Annotated in this window: 15 protein-coding genes; 7 read left to right on the forward strand and 8 right to left on the reverse strand. The window is 70.9% G+C overall.

The features are described 5' to 3' along the window. Window positions 1–71: 71 nt before the first annotated feature. Window positions 72–1,958: an ABC transporter ATP-binding protein gene (locus AAFO60_RS16545; RefSeq protein WP_347957325.1), complete on the forward strand. Its 1,887-nt coding sequence runs from the start codon at window positions 72–74 to the stop codon at window positions 1,956–1,958. A gap of 7 nt (window positions 1,959–1,965) precedes the next feature. Here AAFO60_RS16545 and AAFO60_RS16550 read toward each other — a convergent pair whose 3' ends face one another. Genes AAFO60_RS16550 through AAFO60_RS16560 form a run of 3 tightly spaced genes read right to left on the reverse strand, consistent with a single transcriptional unit; the run spans window position 1,966 to window position 4,975 of the window. Then, entirely contained in the window at window positions 1,966–2,598 is a 633-nt protein-coding gene (locus AAFO60_RS16550; protein ID WP_347957326.1) for a hypothetical protein, read from the reverse strand. Continuing rightward, window positions 2,595–4,154 (reverse strand): phospho-sugar mutase, encoded by a 1,560-nt coding sequence (locus tag AAFO60_RS16555; protein ID WP_347957327.1) that lies wholly within the window; start codon window positions 4,152–4,154, stop codon window positions 2,595–2,597. The genes AAFO60_RS16550 and AAFO60_RS16555 overlap by 4 nt, the downstream gene beginning before the upstream one ends. Before the next feature lie 8 nt (window positions 4,155–4,162). Then, window positions 4,163–4,975 (reverse strand): purine-nucleoside phosphorylase, encoded by an 813-nt coding sequence (locus AAFO60_RS16560; protein ID WP_347957328.1) that lies wholly within the window; start codon window positions 4,973–4,975, stop codon window positions 4,163–4,165. 67 nt (window positions 4,976–5,042) lie between these two features. On the opposite strand from AAFO60_RS16560, the gene AAFO60_RS16565 reads away from it, so the two are divergent. Together AAFO60_RS16565 and AAFO60_RS16570 are read left to right on the forward strand one after the other, a co-directional pair. After that, complete coding sequence (locus AAFO60_RS16565; RefSeq protein WP_347957329.1) at window positions 5,043–5,738, forward strand: enoyl-CoA hydratase/isomerase family protein; 696 nt, start codon at window positions 5,043–5,045, stop codon at window positions 5,736–5,738. Further along, window positions 5,735–6,913 (forward strand): amidohydrolase, encoded by a 1,179-nt coding sequence (locus tag AAFO60_RS16570; protein WP_347957330.1) that lies wholly within the window; start codon window positions 5,735–5,737, stop codon window positions 6,911–6,913. Before AAFO60_RS16565 ends, AAFO60_RS16570 begins: the two co-directional genes overlap by 4 nt. A gap of 96 nt (window positions 6,914–7,009) precedes the next feature. Here AAFO60_RS16570 and AAFO60_RS16575 read toward each other — a convergent pair whose 3' ends face one another. Then, window positions 7,010–7,501, reverse strand: a complete 492-nt coding sequence (locus AAFO60_RS16575; RefSeq protein ID WP_347957331.1) for a gamma-glutamylcyclotransferase — start codon at window positions 7,499–7,501, stop codon at window positions 7,010–7,012. 144 nt (window positions 7,502–7,645) lie between these two features. On the opposite strand from AAFO60_RS16575, the gene AAFO60_RS16580 reads away from it, so the two are divergent. Both AAFO60_RS16580 and AAFO60_RS16585 read left to right on the forward strand, forming a co-directional pair. Continuing rightward, window positions 7,646–9,049, forward strand: coding sequence for an NAD(P)H-quinone dehydrogenase (locus tag AAFO60_RS16580; protein WP_347957332.1), 1,404 nt, complete (start codon window positions 7,646–7,648; stop codon window positions 9,047–9,049). Between the two features lie 43 nt (window positions 9,050–9,092). After that, on the forward strand, window positions 9,093–10,490 hold the full coding sequence (locus AAFO60_RS16585) for an MFS transporter (protein WP_347957333.1): 1,398 nt from the start codon (window positions 9,093–9,095) through the stop codon (window positions 10,488–10,490). A gap of 9 nt (window positions 10,491–10,499) precedes the next feature. On the opposite strand, the gene AAFO60_RS16590 is transcribed toward AAFO60_RS16585, so the two are convergent. From AAFO60_RS16590 to glpK, 3 genes are all read right to left on the reverse strand, one after another. Further along, window positions 10,500–10,985: an SRPBCC family protein gene (locus AAFO60_RS16590; protein WP_347957334.1), complete on the reverse strand. Its 486-nt coding sequence runs from the start codon at window positions 10,983–10,985 to the stop codon at window positions 10,500–10,502. Window positions 10,986–11,079: 94 nt separating this feature from the next. Beyond that, window positions 11,080–11,415, reverse strand: coding sequence for an ArsR/SmtB family transcription factor (locus AAFO60_RS16595; protein WP_424311181.1), 336 nt, complete (start codon window positions 11,413–11,415; stop codon window positions 11,080–11,082). 398 nt (window positions 11,416–11,813) lie between these two features. Further along, on the reverse strand, window positions 11,814–13,322 hold the full coding sequence (glpK, locus tag AAFO60_RS16600; RefSeq protein WP_347957336.1) for a glycerol kinase GlpK: 1,509 nt from the start codon (window positions 13,320–13,322) through the stop codon (window positions 11,814–11,816). Between the two features lie 51 nt (window positions 13,323–13,373). Between glpK and AAFO60_RS16605 the strand changes: the two genes are divergently transcribed. Together AAFO60_RS16605 and AAFO60_RS16610 are read left to right on the forward strand one after the other, a co-directional pair. Next, entirely contained in the window at window positions 13,374–15,116 is a 1,743-nt protein-coding gene (locus AAFO60_RS16605) for a glycerol-3-phosphate dehydrogenase/oxidase (RefSeq protein ID WP_347957337.1), read from the forward strand. 106 nt (window positions 15,117–15,222) lie between these two features. After that, complete coding sequence (locus AAFO60_RS16610) at window positions 15,223–15,645, forward strand: pyridoxamine 5'-phosphate oxidase family protein (RefSeq protein WP_347957338.1); 423 nt, start codon at window positions 15,223–15,225, stop codon at window positions 15,643–15,645. Between the two features lie 122 nt (window positions 15,646–15,767). Here AAFO60_RS16610 and AAFO60_RS16615 read toward each other — a convergent pair whose 3' ends face one another. After that, complete coding sequence (locus tag AAFO60_RS16615) at window positions 15,768–16,259, reverse strand: nuclear transport factor 2 family protein (RefSeq protein WP_347957339.1); 492 nt, start codon at window positions 16,257–16,259, stop codon at window positions 15,768–15,770. Window positions 16,260–16,306: the final 47 nt, after the last annotated feature.

Raw genomic sequence — 16,306 nt, forward strand, 5'->3', positions numbered from 1 at the left:
GATGAGGCCGCCTTGATCAGTCGACCCCGGTCAACCGCACGACCCCGGCCAACCACACGAGGTGACGTTCGATGAGCATGGAATCCGTGGCGTGGGACGTCATGTACAAGTCGATGCACGCCGCCGACCGGCAGGCGGCCCGCGCCGATCGGCGCGCCACACTGCGGCGGATCGGCGGTTTCGCCAGGCCCCATCGCAAGCGCATCACCGTCTTCCTGCTGCTGTCGGTGGTGATGGCGGTCCTCACCGTCGTCACCCCGCTGCTGGCCGGCCGCGTGGTCAATCTGATCAGCTCCGAGAGTCCGTCGGCCGGTTCGGAGATCATCGTGCTGGCGCTGGTGATCGCGCTGATCGCCGTCGCCGAGGCGGCGTCGTCGATCGGGACGCGCTGGCTCTCGTCCAACATCGGGGAGGGGCTGATCCTGGACCTGCGGCGCGCGGTCTTCGACCACGTGCAGCGGATGCCGGTCGCCTTCTTCACCCGCACCCGGACCGGTGCGCTCGTCAGCCGACTCAACAACGACGTGATCGGGGCGCAGCGGGCCTTCAGCGACACCCTCTCGGGGGTCGTGTCGAATGCGGTGACCCTGATCCTGACCCTGGGTGTGATGATCGCGCTGAGCTGGCAGATCACCGTGCTGACCCTGATCCTGCTGCCCGTCTTCGTGGTGCCCGCCCGGCGGATGGGGCGGCGGATGGCCGGACTGGCCCGGGAGAGCGCCGACCACAACGCGCGGATGTCGACGCAGATGACCGAACGGTTCTCGGCACCCGGCGCGACCCTGGTCAAGCTGTTCGGCCGGCCCGACATCGAATCGAAGGAGTTCGGCGACCGCGCCGACGCCGTGCGCGACATCGGGGTCCGCCAGGCGATGCTGCAGAGCTACTTCTACACCGCGCTGATGCTGGTCTCCGCGCTGGCCCTGGCGCTGGTCTACGGCCTCGGCGGGTGGCTCGCGGTGCACCAGCACCTGTCCGCGGGCGCCGTCGTCTCGCTCGCCCTGCTGCTGACCCGCATGTACGCGCCGCTGACCGCGCTGGCCAACGCCAGGGTGGAGGTGATGAGCGCGCTGGTGAGCTTCGAGCGCGTCTTCGAAGTCCTGGATCTGACGCCCTTGATCGTCGATCGGCCCGATGCCCGCGACGTCCCCGACGTCGAGAACGGGGTCACCCTGCGATTCGACGACGTCTCGTTCGCCTACCCGGCCGCAGACAAGGTCTCGCTGGCCTCGTTGGAGGAGGTCGCGCAACTCGACTCGCGCGGCGGCAGCACGGTCTTGCACGAGGTCGACCTGGCGGTGCCCGCGGGCGCGATGGTGGCGCTGGTCGGCAGTTCCGGGGCGGGCAAGTCGACAATCGCCTCGCTCGCCACCCGGCTCTACGACGTCGACGCGGGCCGCATCAGCCTCAACGGCGTCGACCTGCGCGACCTGTCCACACGATCGGTCCACCGCACGGTGGGACTGGTCACCCAGGACGGACACCTGTTCCACGACACGGTGGCCGCCAACCTGCGTCTGGCACGACCGACCGCGACCGACGAGGAGCTGTGGTCGGCGCTGGAGCGAGCCCGGTTGGCGGAGCTGGTCGGCTCCCTGCCGAACGGGCTCGACACCGTCGTCGGCGAGCGCGGCTACCGGCTCTCCGGCGGCGAACGCCAGCGGTTGACGATCGCCCGACTCCTGCTCGCCCGACCATCGGTGGTGATCCTCGACGAGGCGACCGCCCACCTGGACTCGACGTCGGAGGCGGCGGTGTCCGCCGCGCTCGCCGAGGCGCTGTCCGGGCGCACGTCGTTGGTGATCGCGCACCGGCTCTCGACCATTCGGGCCGCAGACGAGATCGTCGTGCTCGAGGGCGGACGGGTGATCGAACGCGGCGACCACGAGACGCTGCTGGCAGCCGACGGCCGCTACGCCGAGCTGTACCGGACGCAGTTCGCGCCCGCGGCGCCCTGATCGTCGGTCAGTCGACCCAGCTGGCGATCATCGGCTCGGTGGCGATCGCGGATCCGTTCTGTCGGATGACCAGGGCCGACGGTGAGACCACGTAGTCGACGTTGCCGTTGGTGGCGACGAAGGTGTTGCCGCTGCGCGCCGGGTAGCCGACCTCGATGGTGTCGCCGCCCGCGGTGCCCTTGTAGTAGTAGCGGCCGGTCTGCGTCCCGACCTGGCAGATCACCACGTGCGAGCGGCTGGTGTAGCCGATGAACACCGCGTCGTCGCCGGCGGCGTTGCAGCGCGGACCGCTCAGGAAACCCTGCCGGTCGGCGCCGGGAACGGTCACCGGACCGGACCCGGGGGCGGTCGGAACGGCCGCCGTCGGCTGCGGCGGCGCCGCGGTGATCGTGTGCGTGGTGGGGCTGCCGATCTGGGTCTCGGTGACGGTCGCGGGGGCCGCGGTCGTCGGCGTGGTCGCGGTCGTCGTCGTCGAGTTCTTCGAGTACACGACGGCGGCGACGATCCCGCCCGCCAGCAGGATCACGCCGGCGATCACCGCGACCAGGACGGCAGGCGACGACCACGGCGACGGCTTGGGCGGCGGCGGTTGGTGCTCCGGCCCCGGATACGGGGCTCCCGGGTACTGCGGATAACTCATCGTCGGTGTCCCTCCCCGGATCCGGTCGGCGGCAGATCGGCCAGCGCCCGCGCCAACAGCTGCGACAGCTCGTGCCGCGTGGGGCTGAGATTACCCGTCGCCGGCGGCGCACTCACCTGCCCGTAGTACTTGAGCTTGGGCTCGGTGCCGCTGGGCCGGGCGAAGACGCGGACCTCGACGCCGTCGTCGCGGCGCCCGACCAGCTCGACTCCGTCGGTCGTCGGGCCGTCGGTGCGGCAGGCGAAGTCCGTGCAGGACACCGGGACGCCGGCGAGGGAGCGCGGCGGATCGGTGCGCAGCGCCGTCATGATCGCGGCGATCTCGGCCGGCTCGTCCAACCGCAGGGAGCGGGGTGCGGTCACGTGCTCACCGTGCCGCGCGGCCAGTTCCGCGAGCGCTGCGGGCAGCCCGCCGCGTCCGGCCCACGCGGCCGCCAGCAGCGCGCTCGCCACTGTCGCGCTGATGCCGTCCTTGTCGCGGACGACCGCCGGATCCACGCAGTGACCGAGTGCCTCCTCGTAGGCGTAGACCAGCGGCTCGCCCGCGCGCACCAGCCACTTGAAGCCGGTCAGGGTGCGCCGGGAGACCGCCCCGCGCTGTCGCGCGGCGGTGTGGAGCAGGGTCCCGGACACGATGGAACTGGCCACCACCGGGGTCGGGCCGCCCGCAGGCAGGCGGTCGAGGACCCAGGTGCCCAGCAGCGCGCCGGTCTCGTCGCCGGTCAGCATCCGCCAGCCCTCGGTCCCGGCGACCCCGATCGCGCACCGGTCGGCGTCCGGGTCGAGGGCGATCGCCAGGTCGGCGCCGACGTCGGCGGCCAGCCGCAGCAGGCGATCGGCCGCTCCGGGCTCCTCCGGGTTGGGGTAGGCGACCGTGGGGAAGTCGGGGTCGGGTGCGAACTGCTCGGCCACCACGTGGACGTCGTCGAAGCCGTTGCGGCGCAAGGCTTCCACCGCCAGCTCGCCACCGACGCCGTGCATCGGGGTCAGCGCGATGCGCAGCGGCCCGCGCGGGTGCCCGGCGAACCTGCGGTCCAGCGCCGCGAGGTAGTCCGCGCGGACCGCGCGGGCCCGGGCGTCGGGCACCACGCGCTGCCGGGCGGGCAGCGAGACCTCGCCGGCCGCGCCGATCGCGGCCTCGATCTCGCGGTCGGCCGGACCGGTCAACTGCGCGCCCCGGCCGGCGGGGTCGGCGACGTCGGCGCCGAGATAGACCTTGTAGCCGTTGTCGCCGGGCGGATTGTGGGAGGCGGTGATCATCACCCCCGCCGCGGCGTCCAGCGCTCGGGTGGCGAAGGCGACCAGCGGCGTCGGACCCGGGTCGGGCAGCGCGACGACGTCGAAACCCGCCGCCGCCAGCACCTCGCAGGTCACGGTGGCGAACTCGGCCGAGCCGTGCCGGGCGTCGCGGCCGACGACCACGATCTCGCCCGCTGCGCCGCGCCCGATCAGCCAGGCCGCCAGCCCGGCGGTGGTCCGCGCGACGGTCTCGGCGTTCATTCCGTCGGGGCCGGGCCGGACCGGTCCGCGCAGTCCGGCGGTGCCGAACGACAGCATCGCGCGGCCTATCGCTCGGCGAGCGTGGCGATCAGCGAGGCCAGCAGCGCGCCCATCCGGGCGGCCGACTCGCGGCCCACCGCCAGCACCTCGGCGTGATCGAGCGGTTCTCCGGTGATGCCCGCGGCCAGGTTGGTCACCAACGACAGGCCGAGGACGTCGAGCCCGGCGGCTCGCGCGGCGATCGTCTCGTGGACCGTCGACATGCCGACGAGGTCGGCGCCGAGCACCCCGAGCATCCTGATCTCCGCGGGCGTCTCGTACTGGGGCCCGGGCAGTCCGGCGTAGACCCCTTCGGTGAGGGTCGGGTCGACGCGGTGCGCGGCCTCGCGCAGGGACGGGCGGTAGGCGTCGACCATGTCGACGAAGTGGGCGCCGTCGAGCGGGGACCGTCCGGTCAAGTTGAGCTGGTCGGAGATCAGCACCGGCTGTCCGACCGCCAGGCCCGGCCGGATGCCGCCGGCCGCATTCGTCAGGACCACCGTGTGCACGCCGGCGGCGGCCGCGGTGCGGACCGGGTGGACCACCCGCGCCGGCGGGTGTCCCTCGTAGGCGTGGATGCGGCCGAGCATCACCAGGACCCGCGTGCTGCCGACGCGGATCGACTGCACGGTGCCCGCATGGCCCTGCGCCGACGGCTCCCCGAAGCCGGGCAGCGCCGACATCGGCACCGTCGCCGACGGCTCGCCGAGCGCCGCGGCGGCCGGCGCCCACCCCGACCCGAGGACGACGGCGACGTCGTGGCGGGGGCAGTCGGTCTCGGCGGCGATGGCAGCAGCGGCGGCCGTCGCCGCCGCCTCGTGGTCGACGGTGGGATCCATGCCATCACCCTAAGCGGCGCGACCCTCGTCTGCTCTTCGGGAGGCTTCCGGCGATAAGGTTTCTGCCATGCCTTACTTGACTGTGACCGATCACGCCGCCGAGCTGTACCTGGGCACCGAGGGTGTGGAGCTGGACGAGACGAACCCGGAGAACCGGTTCGGGCGCGAGTGGATGGCTCGGGTCGCCGACCTGACCGACGAGGCGGTCGCCGCGCGCAAGCCGCTCATCATCAGCGCCACCGGCAAGTTCTTCACCAACGGTCTCGACACCGACTACATCTTCTCCGGCGCCGAGCCCCTCCCGAGCTACCTCGATGCGGTGCATGCGCTGTACGCGAAGGTGATCTCGGCCGCGACGCCGACCATCGCCGCGATCAATGGTCACGCCTTCGGCGCGGGCGCCATGCTGGCGCTGTGCGCCGACTACCGCATCATGCGCTCCGACCGCGGCTTCTGGTCGCTGCCCGAAGCGGCGCTGAACATGCCCTTCCCGCGCGGCATGGCCGCCCTGCTGCGCACCCGCATCCCCGATGCCACGCTCACCGAGGCCATGCTGACCTCGCGCCGGTACGGAGCCGACGACGCGGTCGCCGGCGGCATCGTCGACGAGGCCGCGTCCGCCGAGCAGTTGCTCGACCGCGCTCGCGCGGTGGCCGCCGAGCGCGCCCAGTTCGCCGGCGACAACCTCGGTGCGGTAAAACGCGCTCTGCGGCAGCCGCTGCTGGTCGACCTGAACGCGCCGACGCCGGCGACCCTGCTGTGACCTCGGCGGTGATCGACGACTGGCTCGCCGCCAACCTGGGGCGGGTGGTCGGCTGGCGTCGGGCCATCCACGCCGAGCCGGAGTTGTCGATGGCCGAGTTCTCCACCACCGCGACCGTGGTGAAGATCCTCAGTGAGGCCGGGCTGGCGCCCCGGGTCCTGCCCAAGGGCACCGGAGTGGTGTGCGACCTCGGTCCGACCGACCGCCCCCGCGTGGGCTTGCGCGCCGACCTGGACGGGCTGCCGATCCCGGAGCAGACCGGCCTGCCCTTCACCTCCCGCGTCGAGGGCGTCTCGCACTCGTGCGGGCACGACGCCCACATGGCGGTGCTGCTCGGCACCGGGGTGCTGCTGGCCGACCGTCTGGCGGCGGGGCACGATCTGCCCTTCGGCGTCCGACTGCTGTTCCAGGCGGCCGAGGAGGTGATGCCGGGCGGCGCGCTCGACGCGATCGACGCCGGCGTCACCGACGGCCTGAGCTGGATCTTCGCGCTGCACTGCGAGCCGCACCTGGCGGCGGGCACGGTCGGCCTGCGGGCCGGGGCGCTGACCTCGGCGGCCGACCGCGTCGAACTGCACCTGCGCGGGCCGGGCGGGCACACCTCCCGTCCCCACCTCACCGCCGACCTGGTCTACGCGATGGGCACGATCATCACCGGGCTGCCCGGATACCTCTCGCGGCGCGTGGACCCGCGGTCGGGCACCGTGATGACTTGGGGCGCAGCGCATTCGGGCGACGCGCCCAACGCGATTCCGCAGGAGGGGCGCCTGCGGGGCACCGTCCGCACCGGTGACCGCGAGGTGTGGCAGGACCTCGAACCGCTGGTGCGCAACATCATCGGCGAACTGGTGGGTCCGCTGGGCGTCACCTACGACCTCACCTACGTGCGCGGTGTGCCGCCCGTGGTCAACGACGAGGACGCCGTCGCCATGCTGCGCCGCTCGGTGGAGGCGATCGGTCCGGGCGCGCCGGTCGACACTCCGCAGTCGGCGGGCGGCGAGGACTTCGCGTGGTACCTGGAGACGGTGCCGGGAGCGATGGCGCGCCTGGGCGTGTGGAGCGGCGTCGGTCCGCAGTGCGACCTGCACCAGCCGAACTTCGACATCGACGAGCGGGCGCTCGGAATCGGCATCGCGACGCTCGCCGGCGTCGTCCTCGGCGGCGAACTCGACTGACCGGAGGATTTCGGTGCACTCGGGGTTCGCCACGAGGGTTCGCTACGAGGGGTTAGCTACGAACCACGAGTGCACCGAAAGACGCTGCGGCGCAGCTCAGCTCTCGTTGTCCATCGGTTCGTCGGGACCGGGGCCCACGTTGCGAGCCTCGTGGAGCCGCAGCCGTTCGACGTACTCGGCGGGCGCACCGGCGATCTCCGCGGCATCGGCCATCACTCCGAGGTAGCGGGCCGAGGGCAGCCCGCCCTCATAGCCGTCGATCACATACAGCCAGGCCAGGACGGGTCCGTCGGCGGTCGTGACGCGAGCGCGGATCTTGCGGTGGACGCCGAGCTCGGTGCCCTCCCAGCTGTCCAGGTTCTTCTCGTCCTCGACGGTGACGTCGTAGAGCACCACGAACACCTTGGACTCGCAGTCGTCGCGGTCCTCGGTCACGGTGGCCAGCGAACCCTCCCAGCCGATGTCGTCGCCCGCGAAGGTCAGCCGCCAGCCGTGCAGCCAGCCGGTGGACGCCATCGGCGAGTGCGGCGCCCGCTCCAGCATCTGGGCGGGGTCCATGTTCGACGCGTAGGCGGCATAGATCGGCACGCCGCCCAGCTTATCGGTCGGAGGCGGTCGGGTGACAGTTGTTCGCGGTCCGGCGAGGCCGCGGGCCCGCCGGTAGGCGTCCGGGGTCGGCAGGCGATAGGTTTGTTCGCGGAGTATATGCAGTCAGTCGAAGGAGAGTGCACAGTGGCGAAGATCGTGATCATCGGTGGCGGGCCCGCCGGCTATGAGGCGGCCCTGACCGGTGCGGCTTACGGAGCCGACATCACGGTCATCGATTCGGACGGGATCGGCGGCGCATGCGTGCTGTGGGACTGCGTGCCGTCGAAGACCTTCATCGCCTCCACCGGCATTCGCACCGAGGTGCGTCGCGCCGAGGGCCTGGGTGTCAAGATCGACGCCGAGCACGCACAGGTGACCCTGACCGAGGTCCATCAGCGGGTCAAGGATCTGGCCTTCGCGCAGTCGGCCGACATCCGATCCCGCCTGATCAGCGAGGGTGTGACGATCATCAACGGCACTGCGCGACTGGGCGAGGTCCGTCCGGGAGTTGGCCTGCAGGAGGTCGTCGCGACCCTCGCCGACGGCAGCGAGCAGACCTTCGAGAGCGACGTGGTGCTGCTGGCCACCGGCGCCTCCCCGCGCATCCTGCCGACCGCGCAGCCGGACGGCGAGCGCATCCTCAACTGGCGCCAGCTGTACGACCTGACCGAACTGCCCGAACACCTGGTGATCGTCGGCTCGGGCGTCACCGGTGCCGAATTCGCGCACGCGTACACCGAACTGGGTGTCAAGGTCACCCTCGTCTCCAGCCGCGATCGCGTCCTGCCGCACGAGGACGAGGACGCCGCCCGCGTGCTCGAGGAGGCCTTCTCCGAGCGCGGTGTGACGCTCATCAAGTTCGCGCGCGCCGACCGCGTCACCCGCGACGAGAACACCGCCACCGTGCACCTGGCCGACGGCAAGGAGGTCACCGGCACGCACGTGCTGATGACCGTCGGCTCGGTCCCGAACACCGAGTCGCTCGGGCTCGACGAGGCCGGGGTGGCGGTGGACCGATCCGGCTACATCACCGTCGACCGCGTCTCGCGCACCTCCGTGCCCGGCGTGTACGCCGCGGGCGACTGCACCGGCGTGCTGCCGCTGGCGTCGGTGGCCGCCATGCAGGGCCGGATCGCGATGTACCACGCGCTCGGCGAGGGCGTCAGCCCGATCCGCCTCAAGACGGTCGCGTCGGCCATCTTCACCCGGCCGGAGATCGCGACCGTCGGCGTCTCGCAGAAGTCGATCGACGCGGGCGAGTATCCGGCGCGCACGGTGATGCTGCCGCTGTCGACCAACCCGCGCGCCAAGATGAGCGGGCTGCGCCGCGGTTTCGTGAAGATCTTCTGCCGCCCCGCCACCGGTGTGGTGATCGGCGGCGTCGTCGTCGCGCCGAACGCCTCCGAGCTGATCCTGCCGATCGGGATCGCGGTGGAGAACAAGCTGCAGGTCTCCGAACTGGCGAACACCTTCTCGGTGTACCCGTCGCTGTCCGGCTCCATCACCGAGGCCGCGCGCCAGCTGGTGCGGCACGACGATCTGGATTGAGCACGCGTCTGCCGGCCGCCCGCTCGGCGACGGGCGATGACCGGTGAGTAGTTGGCGCGAGCTGCTGGGCCGCGAGCACCGGGCGCCGATGACGGTCATGGCCGGCGGCGTCGCCCTGTTCGCGATCAACGTCTACCTGACCACGTCGTTGCTGCCCAGCGCCGTCGCCGACATCGGCGGCGAGGAACTCTACGCGTGGACGATGACCGTCTTCCTGGTGGTCTCGGTGATCTCGTCGATGCTGGTCAGTCGCGCCCTCGCGGAGTTCGGGGCGCGCCGGGCCTACGTCTTCGCGTTCGTCGTGTTCGCGCTCGGCACCGTCGTCGCGGGGGCGTCGCCGACGATGACGGTGATGCTGGTGGGGCGGGCCCTGCAGGGATTCGGCGCCGGGCTGCTGGGCGGCCTGGGTTTCACGGTCGTCCGGCTGGTGCTGCCCCCGCACCTGTGGCAGCGGTCGATCGCGCTGATGTCGGCGATGTGGGGAGTGGGCAACTTCGTCGGGCCCGTGGTCGGCGGCCTGTTCGCGCAGATCCACTTCTGGCGCGGCGCCTTCGCGGCGTTGGCGGTGCTCGCGGTCGTGCTCATCGCGATGACGCGTCGCGCGCTGCCCGCGCGTGCCGCCGAGGTCGGCGATGCGGGACCGGTGCCGTGGGCCTCGCTGGCGCTGCTGACCGCGGCGGTCGGCACGATCAGCGTCGCCTCGCTGGTGCACGGCACGGCCACGTGGGTGCTGGTCGCGGCCGCCATCGCGGCGGGTGTCGCCTTCGTCGGCTGGGAACGGCGCGCCACCTCCCGGGTGCTGCCGGAGATGACCTACCGCGGTGCGTCGCCGCTGCGGTGGATCTACCTGGCGATCGTGGTCCTCGCGGCGGTGTCGACGATCGAGACCTTCCTGCCGCTGTTCGGGCAGCGCCTCGGCGGGCTGGGGCCGCTCGCGGCGGGCTTCCTCGGTGCCGCCATCTCGTGGGGCTGGACCGTCTCGTCGATCGCGGCGAGCGGGATCGAGAGCGATCGCGGCCGACGCGCGGTCCGGGTCGGTGGGCCGCTGCTGCTGGGCAGCGGCCTGATCGTGTACGGCATCCTGCAGCGCGACGACCCGTCGATCGGGGTGCTCGTCGCCTGGTACGGGGTGCTGTTCGTCAGCGGCTGCGGCATCGGGATGGCGATGGCGCACTGGTTCGCCGCGGGGCTGCGCGTGACCGACGACGAGGCGCAGGCCGCGCAGGCGTCGGCCGGCCTCAACACCAGCCAGCTGATCGCCAACGCGGTCGGGTCCGCGTTCGCCGGACTGCTGGTCTCGCTCGGCGGCCCCGACATGGTCGGCTCGGCGCGCCTGCTCAGCTTCGGCTTCGCCGTGCTCGCCTTCTGCGGCGTGCTCGTCGCCCTGCACGAGTTCGGCGTGGACCGACGCTGGCGCGAACGCCGGAGCGCCGGTCCGTAGCGACGGCGATTACGCGGCCAGCAGTGCGTCGATCTGGTTGATCGCCGCGGTCGAGCCCTCGATCACGCCCATGTCGAGCACCTTCTGCAGGCTTTCGGCGTCGGCGAAGATCGCCGCGTACACCGCGCGGGTGCCGGTCGCGGTCGCGGTGAACTCGTAGCGGTTGCGGGAGACCGGCATGTCCTCGGCGGGCAACAAGTCGGCGTCGGCGAAGCCGTCGGTGAAGGTGAACGACGAGGTCGGGTCGATGGTCTCGAACTGCCACCAGCCGCCGAACTTCTCGCCCTCGGGGCTGGTCATGTAGTAGGTGGCGCGGCCGCCGGGGGTGAAGTCGTGGTCGACGAAGGTCGCCGGGTACTCCGGCGGACCCCACACCTTCTCGAGCTGTCGCGGGTTCGCGTACACGTCCCAGACGCGTTCGACGGGGGCGGCGAACTCGGCGGTGATGATCAGGGTGAGGGCGGCGGTGTCGGTCTGGACATCGATGACAGGCATGACGGAATCCTTCGGGAGGCGATGGGAACGGAGAGTCGGGAGCGGTTGACCAGGGTCCGGTTGATCCGGGTCTGGGTGATCGGAGTTTGGGCGATCAGGGTGGGGAGTCGGTCGGTTCGGCCGCGAGCAGTTCGTCGACGCGGGCGATTCGTCCCCGCCAGATCTGTTCGATGCCGGTGAGCATCGCGGTCACCGACCGCACAGCCTGCACATCGCCGGAGGCCAGCTGTCGACGCCCGTCGCGCCGCTTCACCACCAGCCCCGCACGTTCTAAGACGGCGACGTGCTTCTGTACCGCGGCGAAGGTCATGTCGTAGTTCTCCGCCAATGCGCTGACCGAGTGCTCTCCGGCGAGGACGCGACGCAGGATGTCGCGTCGGGTCCGGTCGGCGAGCGCGTGGAACAGGGCGTCTGCCCGGTCCTCGTCCATCTCGGTCACACCTTCAATTTACAACTAATCGGTTGTATGTCAAGGGTGTGGTGTCTCGATGCGCTGTGCTTGCTCGGTAGCAGGGTGGTCGAGTAGTCACCGAGCGAAGCGAGGCGACGTATCGAGACCTGTGCGTGTGGTGTCTCGATGCGCTCCGTCGCTTCGCTCCTGCGCTTACTCGACAAGCCTGGGTGGCGGCCGGTGGTGGGCCGGGTGCGTCTCGATGCGCTGGTGCGCTTTCTCGACAAGCCTGGGTGGGCCTGTGCGGCAGTAGTTCTCAGTGTTGCGGGAGTGTGTCTCGGTGTGCTGTGCCTGCTCGGCAGCAGGGTGGTCGAGTAGTCACCGAGCGAAGCGAGGCGACGTATCGAGACCCGCGGCAGTGCCCCCGATACGTCGACTCAGGCCAAGTCGAAGCTGTGGGTGACCGCGCGGTTCCAGCCGTCGTAGAGGCGGGCGCGCTCGTCGTCGCCCATCTGCGGTTCCCAACTGCCCCCGCGCGCCCAGTTCTCGCGGATCTCGTCGGTGTTGCGCCAGTAGCCGACGGCCAGACCGGCCGCGTACGCCGCACCCAGCGCGGTGGTCTCGTTGACCACGGGGCGGATCACCGGCACGCCCAGGATGTCGGACTGGAACTGCATCAGCAGGTCGTTGACGACCATCCCGCCGTCGACCTTGAGCGTGGCGAGCGGGACGCCGGAGTCGGCTTCCATCGCCTCGATGACCTCGCGGGTCTGGTAGGCGCTGGCCTCCAGCACGGCGCGGGCGATGTGGCGACGGTCGGCGAACCGGGTCAGTCCGACGATGACCCCGCGCGCGTCGGGGCGCCACCGGGGCGCGAACAGACCCGAGAAGGCGGGGACGAAGTAGACGCCGCCGTTGTCGTCGGCTGCACGCGCCAGCTCCTCCACCTGGGCGGCGGAGTCGATGAGGCCGAGATTGTCGCGCAGCCACTGGACGAGGGACCCGGTCACCGCGATCGACCCCTCGAGGGCGTACCGCGCGGGCTCGTCGCCGAGGCGGTAACAGACCGTGGTCAGCAGGCCGTGCTTGCTCAAGACCGGCTCGGTGCCGGTGTTGAGCAGCAGGAAGTTGCCGGTGCCGTAGGTGTTCTTGGCTTCGCCGGGCTCCAGGCAGGCCTGCCCGAACATCGCCGCCTGCTGATCGCCCAGGATGCCGCCGAGCGGGACGTCGGGCAGCGGCCCGGCCGTGCGCAGCTGGCCGATCACACCCGAGCTGGCGTGGATGGTCGGCAGCATCGACATCGGAATGCCGAAATCCGCGCAGATCTCCGGGTCCCACTCGAGGCTGCGCAGATCCATCAGCATGGTGCGCGAGGCATTGGTGACGTCGGTGACGTGCACGCCGCCGTCGACGCCGCCGGTCATGTTCCAGGCCAGCCAGGTGTCCATGGTGCCCATCAGCAGATCGCCTGCCTCGGCGCGGGCGCGGGCGCCGTCGACGTTGTCGAGGATCCACCGCACCTTCGGGCCGGCGAAGTAGGTCGACAGGGGGAGTCCGGTGCGTTCCCGATAGCGGTCGACGCCCTCGTCGCCCGCGAGCCGCCCGCACAGTTCGTCGGTGCGAGTGTCCTGCCAGACGATCGCGTTGTACACCGGCCTGCCGGTGTGACGATCCCAGACCACCGTGGTCTCGCGCTGGTTGGTGATGCCGCACGCCACCACATTCGTCGGACCCAGCTGGGCGGCGGCGAGCGCCGCGGCCGACACCCGGCGGGCATTGCGCCAGATCTCGATCGGATCGTGCTCCACCCATCCGGCGCGCGGGAAGATCTGTCGGTGCTCGAGTTGCTCCACCGCGACCACCGAACCGCTCCGATCGAAGACCATCGCCCTGGTAGACGTGGTTCCCTGGTCGATGGCGGCGACGTATTCGGCTTCCGGATTCACGCATCACAGTCTCGCATGAGCGCGGGTTACCGTCGGGTACCGTTGGGAAATATGGAGAGCGAGTTCAATTCCGATCGTCCCGCCGACCTCAGCCCCGCCTACCGCGACGAGGCCTGGCGCAGGCTCGGCAGCGAACAGTTCGACATCGTGGTCGTCGGCGGCGGGGTGGTCGGCGTGGGTGCGGCGCTCGACGCCGCCACCCGCGGTCTGCGGGTGGCCCTCGTGGAGGCCCGCGACATCGCCTCGGGCACCTCGAGCCGGTCGTCGAAGATGTTCCACGGCGGACTGCGCTATCTGGAGCAGTTCGAATTCGGTCTGGTACGCGAAGCGCTGCGCGAACGCGAACTGTCGCTGCGACTGCTCGCACCCCACCTGGTGAAGCCGCTGCCCTTCCTGGCGCCGCTGACCCACCGCTTCTGGGAGCGGCCGTACATGGCCGCGGGCCTGTTCCTGTACGACCGGATGGGCGGCGCCAAGTCGGTCCCCGGCCAGCGGCACGTGTCCCGGGCCGGCGCGCTGCGCGTCGCGCCCAGCCTCAAGCGCGACTCGCTGATCGGCGGCATCCGCTACTACGACACCGTCGTCGACGACGCCCGCCACAGCCTGACCCTGGCGCGCACCGCCTCGCAGTACGGGGCGGTCGTCCGCACCTCGACCCAGGCCGTCGGCTTCCTCACCGAATCCGACCGGGTGATGGGCGTGCGCGTCCGCGACTCCGAGACCGGAGAGACCACGGAGGTCCGCGGGCACTGCGTCATCAATGCGGCCGGCGTGTGGACCGACGAGGTGCAGGCGCTGTCGAGGCAGCGCGGCCATTTCACCGTGCGGGCCTCCAAAGGCGTGCACATCGTGGTCCCGCGCGACCGGATCGTGTCCGAGACCGCAATCATCCTGCGCACCGCCAGCTCGGTCCTGTTCGTCATCCCGTGGGAGACGCACTGGATCATCGGCACCACCGACACCGACTGGAACCTCGACCTGGCGCATCCCGCAGCGACCCGCAAGGACATCGACTACCTGCTCGACCGCGTCAACCAGGAGCTGGTCACCAAGCTGACCCACGACGACATCGAAGGCGTCTACGCGGGACTGCGGCCGCTGCTGGCCGGCGAGGACGATCAGACCTCCAAACTCTCGCGCGAGCACGCCGTCGCGGTGGTCGCGCCGGGGCTGGTGTCGATCGCGGGCGGCAAGTACACCACCTACCGGGTGATGGGCGCCGACGCCGTCGACGCGTGCAACGACTTCATCCCGACCCGGGTGGCGCCGTCGATCACCGAGCGGGTGCCGCTGGTCGGCGCCGACGGCTACTTCGCCCTCATCAATCAGTGCGAGCACCTCGGGCAGCGGTTCGGGCTGCACCCGTACCGGATCCGCAGGCTGCTGAACCGGTACGGCTCCCTGCTCGACGACGTCCTGTACTACGCCGACCTCGACGAGTCGCTGCGCGAGCCGCTCGCGGCGGCACCGCAGTACCTGCGCGCGGAGATCGTCTACGCGGTCTGGGCCGAAGGCGCCCTGCACCTGGAGGACGTGCTCGCCCGCCGCACGCGCATCGCCATCGAATACAGCCACCGCGGCGTCGACTGCGCCCAGGAGGTGGCCGATCTGATCGCGCCGATCCTCGGATGGGACGAGGAGAAGACGGCCTGGGAGGTGGCGAACTACACCGCGCGGGTGGAGGCCGAGGTCGCCTCGCAGCGTCAGCCCGACGACGCCTCCGCCGACGCCCTCCGTGCCGCGGCACCCGAGGCGCGCCGCGAGATCCTGGAGCCGGTGCCGGTACCTGACTGAGGGGTGCCGGGCGGGGTGCCGGACCGGGTGCCGGACCGGTCGGCGGGGCGGGTGTCACAGACCAAATGCCCTGTGCAGAGGGCCCTTCGTGGGACAGACTGGAGTCATGACTGCGGATCCGGTGGAGTACCTGAGTGAAGAACAAGCGTGGGAGCTGCTGGGCGGAAGCGTTCTCGGCCGCCTGGCGGTGAGCGTCGACGGCAGACCCGACATCTTTCCGTTGAACATCTACGCAGCCAACGGCAAGATCCTGTTCTGGACGGCCGAGGGAACCAAACTGGCCGAACTCGCCGTCAACAACCGCGTCGTCGTCGAGACCGACGCCTTCACCAGCCGGATCGGTTGGAGCGTCGTCGCCAAGGGCCACGCCCGCATCCTCACCGGCTCGGCGGAGATCGAGGCCGCGAGAAAGACGCCGCTCGACCCGTGGATCCCGATACCTCGCACCACCTATGTGGAGATCGACGTCGACGAGATCACCGGCCGCCGGTTCGTCTTCGGGCCGGACGGGGACCGCGAGATCCGCTGACCCCGCCGCCGTCGCTCCCATCCGCGCGGTTCGACGAGAGCCGCGGTGGTCGGGCATCCGCGGATGTCATCGAGCCACGCGGATGGCCCGACCTCCCGCGGGCGCTCGGGCGACGCGGATGCTCAGGCGCCGAACGTGCCCTCGGTGACCGTCGCCGCCGGGTCGAGCGGCCTGGTCATCGACCAGGTCTCGATCGAAGTGCAGCTCGACATCTTCCACGCCCCGTCCTCGATGACGTACTCGTCCCGGTACTCCAGGGTCGAGACCGTCTCGGTCCGCGCGAGCAGATTGACCTGACGGAAGCGCAGGGTCCACTTGCCGGTGGCGGTCTCCTCACCGGTCAGTTCGATCTCCGGGTGCATCCCGTGGTGCATGTCGAAGATGACGTGCTTGCCGTCGACGGTGTGCAGGGCGACCTTGGTGAAGATCTCGACCATCGGTTCGACGTCGTCGAACGAACCCAGCGCGCCGTAGTCGATGCGGGCGCCCGAGGCGATGAAGCAGTCGCGGAAACCCTGCGGGTCCTTGCCGTCGCAGGCACGCCAGTAGCGGTACTTGAGGGCCTTGATCGCCTCGATCTTCTCCAGTGCCGCGATGCGCGCTTCGATGGACATGGGTGCCTCCTGGGCCGGGACGGGGTGGACGGGGACGGCAGGAACCG

The sequence above is a fragment of the Gordonia aichiensis genome, from assembly GCF_039946255.1.
GTDB classification, from domain to species: domain Bacteria; phylum Actinomycetota; class Actinomycetes; order Mycobacteriales; family Mycobacteriaceae; genus Gordonia; species Gordonia aichiensis_A.

Coding starts and splice junctions, on each gene's coding strand:
- AAFO60_RS16595 (WP_424311181.1), bottom strand. CDS start 11,415: ATGGACGAGGACCGGGCAGACGCCCTGTTCCACGCGCTCGCCGACCGG.
- AAFO60_RS16590 (WP_347957334.1), bottom strand. CDS start 10,985: ATGCCTGTCATCGATGTCCAGACCGACACCGCCGCCCTCACCCTGATC.
- AAFO60_RS16605 (WP_347957337.1), top strand. CDS start 13,374: ATGGAGAGCGAGTTCAATTCCGATCGTCCCGCCGACCTCAGCCCCGCC.
- AAFO60_RS16565 (WP_347957329.1), top strand. CDS start 5,043: ATGCCTTACTTGACTGTGACCGATCACGCCGCCGAGCTGTACCTGGGC.
- AAFO60_RS16550 (WP_347957326.1), bottom strand. CDS start 2,598: ATGAGTTATCCGCAGTACCCGGGAGCCCCGTATCCGGGGCCGGAGCAC.
- AAFO60_RS16610 (WP_347957338.1), top strand. CDS start 15,223: ATGACTGCGGATCCGGTGGAGTACCTGAGTGAAGAACAAGCGTGGGAG.
- AAFO60_RS16545 (WP_347957325.1), top strand. CDS start 72: ATGAGCATGGAATCCGTGGCGTGGGACGTCATGTACAAGTCGATGCAC.
- AAFO60_RS16560 (WP_347957328.1), bottom strand. CDS start 4,975: ATGGATCCCACCGTCGACCACGAGGCGGCGGCGACGGCCGCCGCTGCT.
- AAFO60_RS16615 (WP_347957339.1), bottom strand. CDS start 16,259: ATGTCCATCGAAGCGCGCATCGCGGCACTGGAGAAGATCGAGGCGATC.
- AAFO60_RS16555 (WP_347957327.1), bottom strand. CDS start 4,154: ATGCTGTCGTTCGGCACCGCCGGACTGCGCGGACCGGTCCGGCCCGGC.